Here is a 12058-nt window from a genome sequence, read left to right on the forward strand (position 1 = left end):
CCATATTAAATGATCCGTTCCGAGCTGTGAAAGTCTGCAAAGCAGGCTGCAAAGTGCCCGGGGACCTTTTCCTCAAGTTGTGGGTCCTCTTCTTTGCATCTCTGCATGGCGTACTGGCATCTCGGATAGAACCTGCATCCCGGAGGTGGGTCAACGGGTGAAGGAACTTCGCCCTGCAAAATCTCTCTCGGCCGCCTCAAGTAAGGATCCTCAATAGGTACAGCCGTAAGCAGAGCTTCCGTATACGGGTGTAGCCTGTGGGCAAATATTTCCTCCGTCGGTGCCATTTCAACCATTTTACCGACATACATCACGGCGATATAATTTGAAAGATACTGTACAACCCTGATGTCATGGGATATAAAGAGATAAGTTAAATTGAACTTTTCCTGCAGATCCCGCATCAGGTTCAATACCTGAGCTCTGACGGAAACGTCCAGAGCCGATATGGGCTCGTCCCCCACAATAAACTTAGGGTTTAAAGCTAGAGACCTAGCGATGCCCACACACTGTTTTTGGCCGCTCGATAATGTATGCGGATATTCCCTAGCAATTTCGGGTTTAAGTCCCACCGTCTTTAATAATTCGGCAACTTTTTCCTTTAGCTCTTTCCCGCCGGCTATTCCATGAACCACCAGCGGTTCACCGACAATACTTTCGACATTTTTTCTTATGTCAAAAGAGCTGAACGCGTCTTGAAAAATGATTTGAGCACATTTGCGGAATTCTTTTTCATTGCACTGCTTCTTATCATATATATTTTTATTTTCAAAGTAGACTTCTCCGCTGGTCGGCTTAATCAGGTTCAATACAAGGCGTCCTATTGTAGTTTTGCCGCAACCGCTTTCTCCGACCAGGCCCAGGGTCTGGCCCCGTTTTATTGTAAAGGAAACGTCATCTACGGCATGGACCCAGGAAATCGGTTTTCCCATCAAACCGCCTCTGACAGGAAAATGTTTTACCAGGTTTTTTACTATGATAATGTCTTCTGCATTCGTCACCTAAACCCCTCCTTTAGTGGCGGCCCTTCTGTAACGGGTCGAATTCTTCCCTTACCCAGTTGCCCACAAGATTGAGGCACAGTACAGTTATGCCGATGATGAGACCGGGGAAAACCACCAGCCACCATGCATTCGTTATATACTGGCGCCCTTCGCCTATCATTAGACCCCAGGAAGAAGCCGGCGGTTGAATACCATAACCGAGAAAGCTCATGTTGGCTTCGGCCTCGATCATATGGGCCATTTCCAGGACATAGGTGGTTATGAGTGGTGAAATGACATTTGGCAGTATATGGCCGAATAAGATCCTGGGCATGCTGCATCCGATTGCCCTGGAAGCTTCCACCATGGTTGATTCCCGCGCGGTTAAAACCTGGCTCCGGGCCATTCTGGCATGAATCATCCACCCTACGATTAAAAGTGCTATGGTCAGGTTCCTCTGACCGGGTCCGAGCACCATTACGAATGTTAGGGCCACCAGCAAGCCGGGAAACGACGATTGAATATCCACCAGGCGCATAAACACCAGATCAACCCATCCGCCGAAATACCCCGATATAAGGCCGATTACCGTTCCTATGGCGCCCGCCACCGCAACCACCGTAAAGGCCACGCTCATGGAAACCCTTCCGCCGTATATAAGCCTTGAAAGCACATCTCTTCCCTGCTGGTCGGTGCCCAGAATATGCGGAAAACCTCCCTTTGCGGGCGCAGCGAGAGACGGCGGCTGAAGCCTGTGGACTATGTCGCTTTTTGTGGGGTCATAAGGGGCTATATATGGCGCAAAAATACTTACCGCTATAATTATCATCAGTACAATAAATGCAAAGAGGGCAAGACTGTTTCCTGAAAAGCGCCGCAAAAACCTCTGAAAGACATTTCTCTTTTCTTCATGCTCGCGAATTTCTATCTGAATTTGTGTATTTGTTTGCAAATCCTGTGACAACTTTTAGCCCCCCTCAATACCTTATTCTGGGATCAAAGTACCCGTAGGATATGTCGACAGCAAGATTTATAAAGCATATAATGACGGCTACCAGGAATACTTCCGCCTGAAGAAGAGGAAAATCCTGCCGCCCGATAGTGTCGACTATGAGAGTGCCGAAACCGGGCCAGCCGAAGACCACCTCCACGGCTGCCGTTTCTCCTGCGAGAAGTCTCCCCAGGTCCATTCCACCCATCGTAACAATGGATGTGGCCGCATTTTTCAGGGCATGGGCAAAAAGCACGGAAAAATCGCTGGCTCCTTTGGCTCTTGCTGTAGTGGAATACTGGGCGTTCAGTTGCTCGGCCATGGAGAACCTGACTATCTGGGCCAGATGTCCCATCGGCACCACGGCCAGTGTAAGGGCCGGGAGAATCAGGTGCCTTATGGTCCCGTAACCCGAAGTATAGAACCATCCCAGCTTGACCGCGAAAAACAAAACGAACATTAGACCGACCCAGAAAGGCGGAAGGCATATGCCTATTAAAGATGCGGTTGTAAGGACTCTATCAAGTATGGTGCCGGGTTTGTATGCCGCAATAATCCCCAGCGGAATCGCCACCATGACCGCTATGATCAAAGCCGTGGCCACAAGCTGCAGCGTAGCCGGAATCTTATGCAAAACAATCCCTAAAGCCGGCACCTGTTGCCACCAGGACTTACCGAAATCCAACCGGAACATGCCGCTTAAGAATTCCGACAGCTGCACCATCAAAGGTTTGTCAAGGCCCAGTTGGTGTTTCAGAGCCGCCCTCTCGGCATCGGTGGCCTGCAGGGGGAGCATTGTATTTACCGGATTGCCGATGACGTGGGTTATAATAAAAACCAAGATAGATACGCCAAGTATTACTACAACCGTATACAACAAACGCATAATAATATATCTTTTCATATAGTAACCCCCTATTAGATAGGGGGGAAGGTTTTAAACCTTCCCCGTAAGGATTCTATTTCAACTTCATCTCATAGACCGTTATCCTGGAATCCTGCCTGGGTTCCCAATCCAGATTCTTGGACATTCCGTATATATCTTTCAGATTGAGAAGAGGTATGCCGAAAGGATCGTCATATACTGCCTGGGACAGTTCCTTGTAAAGCTGAAGCCGCTTCTGGGTATCCATTTCGTTTCTGGCTTCGGTTATCTTTTTATCTATTTCGGGGTTGGAATATGTGGATTGCGGTCCACCTGTCTTTATAATAGCCTGATAGAACCTGTCCATATCAAACAGTTCGTTGCCGTTGGAACTGAACATGATATCCGGCGCCTTTTCCACATTAAAGAGTGTGTCCAGCCATTCCTGCCAGCTCAAGAATGTTAGCTTCACATTAAATCCCGCGTCTGTGAGCATGGATGCCACAGCTTCCGAAAGTTCGCCGTCTTTGAGCCATCTTCCGCGTTCGGAGACCAGCTGGATAACTTCTCCGTTATATCCGGCTTCTTTAAGGAGTTGTTTTGCTTTTTCGGGGTCGTATGGGTACGGCTTCAGACTGTCGTTAAATCCAAAGTAACCGGGCTTTGCCATCTGCCCTTGCGCCACATTGGCGTACCCCATGAACAGGCTCTTGGCCAGCGTATCCCTGTCGATGGCATAGCAGGCCGCCTGTCTTATGAGTTTATTCTTCATTGGGCCCCTCAGAGTATTGAATCTCAGGAATGTGAATTCAATGCCGTCGGATGTCTTGTATTCCGGCAGTTGATCGACATACTCGGGGAGCATATTGACCGCCAGATCAATCTCACCGGCCTTCAGAGCTGAGAGCCTTGTGGACCCTTCCTGTATGAATCTGTAAGTGGCGGCTTTAATGGCGGGTTTATTGCCCCAGTAACCGTCAAAAGCCTTTATCTTTATATCCACACCGCGATTCCAGGACTCAACCTGATAGGGGCCAGTACCTACCGGAGCGGTGGCAACCTTATCCGGGTTTGCTTCTACATACTTTTTATCTACGATATCCAGCTTGGTCAACCTCTTGGGGAGAATGGGGTCCGGCCCGTCAGTGATAATCTGTATGGTTTTGGCATCCACAACTTTCGCATCCTTTATGGTGGAGAAGTTGCCTGCTATCTGAGATTTGTAAGCAGGGTCAATGATCCTCTTTATGGAAAAAACCGCATCTTCTGCTGTAAACGGGTCTCCGTTATGGAACTTTACTCCTTCTCTCAATGTAAGCTGCCAGGTGGTGGAGTCCACTGCTTTAATATCGGTGGCAAGCCCGGGTTTTGGTTCCAGCGTCTTGCCGTCAAGCTCCAGCAGCCTTTCAAAAACGTTGTCGGTGACCGCCCTCATGTTACCGTCATCGGGATATTGTGGATCAAGAGTCGTAGGCTCGCCCTGTAAGGCAATAACTATAGAATCTTTTGCAGGAGTAGATGTGCCGGAGGTATTGTTAGAAGAACTTCCCTGCTGGGATTGCTGCGCAGGGCCTCCGCAACCCGCAACCAATGCAACTGCCAGTATTAAAATCAGTATTGTTAACCAAATTTTTTTCATAATTTTCCCTCCTTGTTAATTTTAAATATGCTATACCAGCGGAAAATGGCATCTTACCCAGCGTCTGTCGGATCCCTTCACCCGCTGATAATCGGGGTCCTTTTCACGGCATATTTCTTTTGCAAAGGCACATCTCGGGTTAAATCTGCACCCGGTCGGCGGATTTAATAGATTGGGCGGATCTCCGGGTATCACCTCCAGTTTATGGTTTTTATCTTTTAAATCCATTATTGACCGGACAATTCCTCTAGTATATGGATGGGCGGGGTTGTGGAATATGCTGAAAACATCTGCTGTTTCCACCACCTGCCCGGCATACATAATGGTAACTCTATCGGCCATTTCTGCCACCACGCCAAGGTCGTGGGTTATCAGGATAACCGTGGTTCCGATTTCCTTTTTCAACTGTTTCATAAGCTCCAAAATCTGGGCCTGTATAGTCACATCCAGAGAAGCTGTGGGCTCGTCGGCTATAAGAATCTGGGGCCTGCAAGCCAGAGCCATGGCTATCATGACCCGCTGTTTCATCCCGCCCGACAGCTCGTGAGGATAGTTGTTAAATCTGCTTTCAGCCGCCGGTATCCTTACCAATTTCAGCATTTCGATGGCTTTGTCCTTTGCTTCTCTACCCTTAATCCCCTGATTGAGTTCGATAGCCTCCATAATCTGACGGCCTATGGTCCAGGACGGATTAAGGGAAGACATGGGTTCCTGAAGAATAAGGGCTATCCCTTTGCCCCGGATTTTTCGAAGATGGCTTTGCTTCATGTGCAGGAGATCCTGGCCCTGGAAAATCACGTTTCCGGATAGAACCTTCCCCGGCGGGGAAGCTATCAGGCGCAACATGGACAGCGCCGTCACCGACTTGCCGCAGCCGCTTTCCCCTACTATGGCGAGGGTCTCTCCCTTTTCCACATGAAGGTTCACCCCATCTACGGCATGGACTTCCCCTTCCCTGATAAAAAAGTGCGTTACCAAATTTTTAACAGAAAGTACGGTATCTCTTTCCTGTACCGCTTCAACTTGAGATGGGCTCAAATGCATCCCTCCTAATCCAGCCGGTATTTTTCAATGACTCCAAGCTCTGACAAAATGACTTTTAATTGTTCCAGCTTTTCGCCCCCCAGTTCAGGATATGGACGCCTGGGTTTTCCCGCCGGCAGTCCCAGTAAATTCATGGCCGCTTTTACCACGATGGGATTTGACAGCCAGTAAAGTACCTGTAAAAGAGGATAATATTTTAAATATAAATTCCTGCATTTTTCAATTTGTTCGATGCTATCCCAGGGCTTTGAGATCTCTGCCATTTCTTCGGGTATAATATTCCCCCCTATATTGGCCGTTCCATGTCCGCCAAGGGCTAATGTAGGCAACACTATGGAATATTTGGGATAATCGCAGCACAGAATATGGACTCTTTCACCCACCCGCCGTCTTACCTCCACCAGCTGGCTTACATGGGGCATAGCCTCTTTGTCGGCTACAAAATTGGGGCACTCATCGGCCAGAATCTCTATAGTGTCTGGCTCAATATTTACTCCCACCCTGCTGGGATTGTTGTAAACACCTACGGGTATGCTTACGGATTTCATGCATGTGAGCATGTGTTTCAGGACAGCCTCCTGTGGCGGCAAAAGATAGGGGGGAACGCTTAAAATAAGCCCGTCGGCTCCTTCGGCCTCACAAAATTTGCAAAAATTCACGGTCTCCGCCGTAGTGGGAAACGTAGCGCCAAAAAATACCGGTATCAGGCCTTTTGCCATTTTCGATACTTTTCGAACGATCTCATGCCTCTCCTCTGAAGAAAGCAGAGTGACCTCTCCCGCAGATCCCATGACCAGCAGTGTCGAAGTCCCGTGTTTTGCATGGAATTCCAAAAGAGTCCTGAATCCTTCATAATCAATGGTTCCCGTTTCATTAAATGGCGTAGGAATAGCTACCCACGACCCTGCAGGTTTATACATATTAATACCTCCGTTGTTAAAAATAATCAGTTGTTCCAGTAAGTATGCATCTTTTCCAATTATTCCCTCATCAATGATGAGGAGCAAAAAGTTATGCGGAAGTGCAAATCCTTCGTTTTAACTTTTTCTCATTACTTATTTTTAATATAATTCCTGAAGGTAGATTTATTTTTCCTTTTCATTCAATTATTATATTTGATATATATTCGACGCGAAAAATAAAAATCCTCTTTTTGTCAGAATTTTATTTTATTTTTGATAACAATTATCATATATTAGTCGTTATCACATATTAATGATTATCAAAGTCGATAACAATAAAAAAACGGCAAAGACATGTAAGCTGTCTCCTGCCGCTGATATCGACTCCTTGAACTGGATACTATTAATTCCACATTCATGAACTTATATATTACTTTTGAATAACAGCAATCTGGATGAATTCAGTACAACCATGGCAGATGCCACATTATGGATAATGGCCGCAGCTATGGGCGACAGTATGCCTGTTGAAGCCAGCGCAATACCCGCGATATTTACTGGCGGGCGGCATTGTCCGCAGCGCCTATCACGGCCGTAAGAGCAGCCAGCGCCAGGGCACAAAATAATGCCGTTTTCTTTTATTATAAAATATTTCGTCAGTTATCTGGCAATCACAATTTTAAAACTCATTATGAAACTAAAAAGTCCCCCTTTTATAGGGAGACTTTTTTCATCAAAATAGTTATATTGTTGTTGTATATTATGTCGTCACGGCATACGGTTTTGCCTTATATTCACTGTCTTTAGCCATGGATACCGATAGCTTTGCCCGGGCGTTTTTCTTCACGGCTTCAATCTCGCTCTGGGTCACGGCTCTCTCGAAGCTCCTGAATCCCGCCAGCTTAAAGCCGTGCTTTTTTGCAATGGCAGATATTTCCTCCACCTGCTTGACGGTAAGTTCTCTTCCTAATGTAAAGTTTTCGTAACGCCCCTCCAGGGCCAGCATCATGGTCTCTGCCATACACGCATAAGATGTTTTTGGCGGAAATCCAAAGTTAAAATGAAAGTCCACATCTCCAGGCACTTCCACCACGCCGCCTTCGATGATCAGCACGTCGTTTCTTTTCTCAGCCACTTCTTTGGAAACGTCCCGTGGCCTGGCCACATCACATACTACGGCGCCGGGCTTCAGGTCGTCGGCATCAATTACGGAATCCACGCTGCTTGTGACAGTGATGATCACATCAGCCCTTTTTAATGCTGAATGAATATCGGAGGTTATCCTGACCGAAAGTCCCATTTCCCTTAAAATTTTTTCAGCAATATCTTCCAATTTTTTTATTTGGCGGCCTACCAGCGTCATATATTTACATTCTTTTGCCAGCATCTGGGCGCATACCTTTCCTATTGAGCCTGTAGCGCCGACAATGACCACTTCTGAATTTTTTATGTCATGGCCCATTATTTGAGCCGCTTTTTTTGCGCCTTCCAGAGCGGTAGCAACTGTATAGCTGTTTCCCGTGGTAACAGCGATATTTAGATTTTGCGCAATGGTAACCCCCGCATCTCCCACCACCGATGTAAATGCTCCCAGGCCCACGATCCGTGCCCCCAATTTTTCCGCCAGCTTGCCTGCCTGTATTATTTTTTTGAGTACAAAATCTTCCGGCAAGTTCATCATCTGTCTGGTGGTAAGGGGGCATCCTACAAACCAGCCTTCAATCTCGTTATACGGACTTTTAACTCCTGTAATATGTGAAACCTTCACTGGAGGAATATTTTTCATTATTTTCTCTACAGCGCCCTCCGGCAAATGTTTCATAAGCTTAAATTTCCTTGATACATCCGATACTTCGATGGGATGGATAATGAATGCGAAATTGTCCATGTCTTTGCACCTCTTTTAGCGAAAAATTTTCTGAAAAATTCCCGTTAATGTTTTACTGACATATCTTATCCCCCGGCAATCAATTTAATATTTCAATCCTCGGAGCAAATCCTATCTTCTCCAGCAGGTCCTCATAATCTTTTGGAGTGAGGGATTTATACGGCTTATCGGAAAAGGACACCAGAACCCCTTCCATAACATTGGTGCCAAAGGACCTACCATCAAGCTCCGGCGTAGTGGTGATGAGCATTCTGGCACCTCTTTGGGAAAGCATCTTCACATCATCTTTTGTAACGGTATTGGTCAGTATGATTTTCCCCGGGATTTCCGGCGGCATATACCTTCTTATAAAGTGAAAATCTCCGGCGATGATATCCGCTTCATCATAAAACCTTCGGTGCCTGGTGTCCACCTTTTCCTGTTTTTCCCCGGTGGGATAAAGCATTTTGAAGGGCAGCTTGCATACTATCGGCGCCGCCAATTTTGCCAGTATGTCGAGGCTTTTCAGAGAATGCAGCGGTAACGGTATCCCCAGCGCAAATATAAGGTCCCCCAGCACCATGTCACACCCGGCTTTTTCCAGTGATTCGGCCATTCCAAACCTGTCCATGCCCGATACCAGCAGCACTTTTTTGCCCTTGAAGTCCACCTTGTTTTCCCTGACAAGATAATCTATCACTTTTCGTTCCAGAGTATTTTTGAGACCGGAACCGTCCACTATGGGAGAAATTTTTGCCGCCCGGGCGATGGGCATTGCATCCCTGATTATGTACCTCCTGTTGCCCGCACAAAGATAAAGGTCTATCCCGCCCATGCCGAAGGCGCTGACCTTACCATCCATCTCCTTTATGATCTCAATAGCCCTTTTTATATCTCCATCGGTGCCCCGGCGCTCGATTATAAACTTTTCCCCCAGCAGTTCTATTTCCACTTTATGGTCTCTTTTTGAAGACCCGATGCTCACGCTAAGCACGTGTTTCATCAATCATCACCCTTTTTTAATTTTCTTATGACTTCCCTCAAGCTGTCCGGATCAATATATTTATCCTGGGTTATGGGAGATTTACCTATGCTTATAGAAACAACTTCCTTGTCCAGCAGGGCTTTGAAAAGGCGTAACCTCTGGTCGGAGCCGATGATTATTACAACATCATATTGCCTCACCTTGTATATAAGACCCATGACCTCGTTCAAGAGCTCTATACCGGTCTTTTCATAAACAAAATCCCAGCGCTCCTTGTCGGTCATAAGGAGTACATAATCCACGCCTTCCTGAACGGCCATATCTCTTATTTCGTCAATATTTTTAATCGGAAATCCCACAAGGGCGATGGTTTTACCTTTACGGACTTCTCCCAGGTTTTCCAGCCTCGATATGAAGGTCCTGTCGGTGTCGAATTTCTTTGCCACTTCTGCCTGGGAAAGGCCCTGCTGCCTCAATTTCAGCATTTCCTCAATGCTTTCGATAATTTTCTCCATGCTTATAAGCTTGTCGCCTATCCTTATGAGGTCCATCTATCCGCCCCCTATGTGCACAATTTTGTGCTCAATGTTATTTTATCCTGTTCAGGAAGAAAAATCAAGTATTATAATATAAAGAAATTGGATCTTTGACCATGGATACGACATGATGGGTAAGCCGGGGAACGTCATTATCTTATTGAATAGGGAACTATATTTCACTTGGTAAAAATTGTTGATCCATTACATGGAAGGGTGCGAAATGTGGGTTAAATGAGTCTATCGCTTTTATTTTCCTTAGAATAGTACCAATAAAAAGGAAGAGAGGTAACCTTAAAGTTACCTCCGCTATACTATCCTTATCAAAAATTCACCAGGTGCTCAAGTTGCCCTCCGGCATTATTCCATTCTATTGGTAAATAAGAAACATGAGGGATTTGTAACCTACACCAGCCGAAAAAGCAAAATATTCTTGTCTCCGTAAATAAAATCAATTGGCGGTATCTCCGGCAAAGTGTAGCAGCCCGGTTTTTGTTTGAGGCTGGCCCTAGCGGCTGAAACCATAACTTGTGCAGTAGCTGCCGGGTTGGTCACCGACATTATAAACTCCATCCTCTGGTTGTGGGTATTGCCTGAGACGCCTTTTCTTTCCATGTGCACCCCGTGGCCCACATCTATAAGGCTTTCCACGTCGTCCACTCTATAGACGTAGGTTTCATCGTGCAAAAAATATGGATCTTTTTTTATTGCCTCGGCCACTTTTTCAAATTCATAGTCTTCCTTTATTTTAACGTACACCATACGCTTGTGAAGGCCTGTTCCTTCGGGGATAGTCATGGAGACGGCGTCCTCCACCCCTTCTATGGCCTTAACGGCAACGGTATGTCCCATGCTCATGCCGGGCCCGAAGTTGGTATAGGTTATCCCTTTGGGTGCTATTGCCTCCATTACCGTCCTTATCATCGAATCGGTACCTGGGTCCCATCCCGCCGAAATCACGGCCACAGCATCGTGAACCCTGGCGATTTTGTCAAGATCCGCCCTTAGTTTTATTACGGCTTCCCCATGGATGTCAAAACTGTCCACCGTGTTTATACCCATTGCCAAGTATTTCGGAGCCAATTCGGGGACTGCCCGACTTGCTACACCCAGAACGGCCACATCCACTTTTCCAAGTTCCTTCACATCCGTAACAACAGGTATATCACCCACTTCTTTTTGCACACCGGGAACTTTTGCCGGATTGCGGAGTATAATCCCCGCCACTTCCATGTCGGGGCTTTCCTTAATGGCAGCCACCGCAGCACTACCTACATTTCCAAAACCAACTACGGCAATCCTTGCTTTTTGCAATTTTGTTTCCCCCTCTTAAACTAATACATTTAACAAATTCGGTTTATGGCAACTGTTTAATTGAGTTTGATTGGAATAAAATTTATACCATCCTGTATGCTTTTAGTTAAGATAAAGTCCTTATTTTCGCCTATGAACTGGATGAAATTCATATCCGTATCGTTAAGAATCGCAAAAAAATGAAAAGTTTAGCCCTCCCATTTCAATTTTGTGACATCTACCGGTGTATACATCCAATTTCTTCCGTGGGTTATCCCTATAGAAACCATCGAAATAGCAGCCCATATCCCAGCACTCGTAGGCTCAATTACCGGTACATTTAACCTTTTGCTTACTATACCTGCCAAATCGGCCATCCCCGTGCAGCCCAACACAAGCGCATCGGCTGCATCCCGGGTAATCGCCTTCTCTCCGGCTTCGCTTATCATATTTATTACAACATCTTTTGATTTGCCGAGGTCCAGTATCGGTAGTTCAATGCCGTAGACGCTGGCCACCCTTGATGATATACCCATTGTCGAGAGCCTCTTATGGGCATGGGGGACGGAGTTTTTCTGTATGGATACTATGCTGAACCGGGGGGCAATAAGAGATGCAAGACTAATGGCGCTTTCGCCCACACCGACCACCGGGATATCTAGCAGTTCTCTGAGGGCATCTACACCCGGATCCGCAAAGCAGTTTATAACTATAGCATCAAAAGGTATTCTGCCGTTTTCCTCCGTCATTTCTTCAATATATCGAATCAATGCCACCGTTGCAAAGCTTTCATCATATATCGTTTCAATGGAAGCGGGACCCATTTTCAGCGAACAGCATTCCACTTTTATATTATCGGGGATTCCGATTTCCCTCACCCTGTTTTCGGCAAGCCTGTCAAATTCCGTCACTGAAACGGGCGTTACCAGCATTATCTTTTTCATATCTACACA

General features: G+C 46.3%; 11 protein-coding genes. All 11 read right to left on the reverse strand.

Annotation, left to right across the window (positions count from 1 at the left end):
- Positions 1–5 precede the first annotated feature (5 nt).
- Positions 6–1001: an ABC transporter ATP-binding protein gene (locus D2962_RS15695; protein WP_245984755.1), complete on the reverse strand. Its 996-nt coding sequence runs from the start codon at positions 999–1001 to the stop codon at positions 6–8.
- Positions 1002–1014: 13 nt separating this feature from the next.
- A complete protein-coding gene (locus D2962_RS15700) occupies positions 1015–1947 on the reverse strand; it encodes an ABC transporter permease (protein WP_122015530.1) in 933 nt (310 codons plus the stop codon).
- Positions 1948–1960: 13 nt separating this feature from the next.
- A complete protein-coding gene (locus tag D2962_RS15705; protein ID WP_122015531.1) occupies positions 1961–2878 on the reverse strand; it encodes an ABC transporter permease in 918 nt (305 codons plus the stop codon).
- Positions 2879–2933: 55 nt separating this feature from the next.
- Complete coding sequence (locus D2962_RS15710) at positions 2934–4478, reverse strand: ABC transporter substrate-binding protein (RefSeq protein WP_122015532.1); 1545 nt, start codon at positions 4476–4478, stop codon at positions 2934–2936.
- Between the two features lie 30 nt (positions 4479–4508).
- Positions 4509–5516, reverse strand: coding sequence for an ABC transporter ATP-binding protein (locus D2962_RS15715; protein WP_245984756.1), 1008 nt, complete (start codon positions 5514–5516; stop codon positions 4509–4511).
- Between the two features lie 11 nt (positions 5517–5527).
- Positions 5528–6442: a dihydrodipicolinate synthase family protein gene (locus D2962_RS15720; RefSeq protein ID WP_122015533.1), complete on the reverse strand. Its 915-nt coding sequence runs from the start codon at positions 6440–6442 to the stop codon at positions 5528–5530.
- A 742-nt stretch (positions 6443–7184) separates the two neighbouring features.
- Positions 7185–8312, reverse strand: a complete 1128-nt coding sequence (locus tag D2962_RS15730) for a saccharopine dehydrogenase NADP-binding domain-containing protein (protein ID WP_122015535.1) — start codon at positions 8310–8312, stop codon at positions 7185–7187.
- 79 nt (positions 8313–8391) lie between these two features.
- Positions 8392–9294 (reverse strand): quinate 5-dehydrogenase, encoded by a 903-nt coding sequence (locus tag D2962_RS15735; RefSeq protein ID WP_122015536.1) that lies wholly within the window; start codon positions 9292–9294, stop codon positions 8392–8394.
- Positions 9294–9827, reverse strand: coding sequence for a helix-turn-helix domain-containing protein (locus D2962_RS15740; RefSeq protein WP_120767320.1), 534 nt, complete (start codon positions 9825–9827; stop codon positions 9294–9296). The genes D2962_RS15735 and D2962_RS15740 overlap by 1 nt, the downstream gene beginning before the upstream one ends.
- Positions 9828–10217: 390 nt before the next feature.
- On the reverse strand, positions 10218–11126 hold the full coding sequence (locus D2962_RS15745; RefSeq protein ID WP_122015537.1) for a diaminopimelate dehydrogenase: 909 nt from the start codon (positions 11124–11126) through the stop codon (positions 10218–10220).
- Positions 11127–11314: 188 nt separating this feature from the next.
- A complete protein-coding gene (locus D2962_RS15750) occupies positions 11315–12049 on the reverse strand; it encodes an aspartate/glutamate racemase family protein (RefSeq protein ID WP_122015538.1) in 735 nt (244 codons plus the stop codon).
- Between the last annotated feature and the right edge of the window lie 9 nt (positions 12050–12058).

Source organism: Biomaibacter acetigenes (assembly GCF_003691585.1).
GTDB lineage: Bacteria > Bacillota > Thermosediminibacteria > Thermosediminibacterales > Tepidanaerobacteraceae > Biomaibacter > Biomaibacter acetigenes.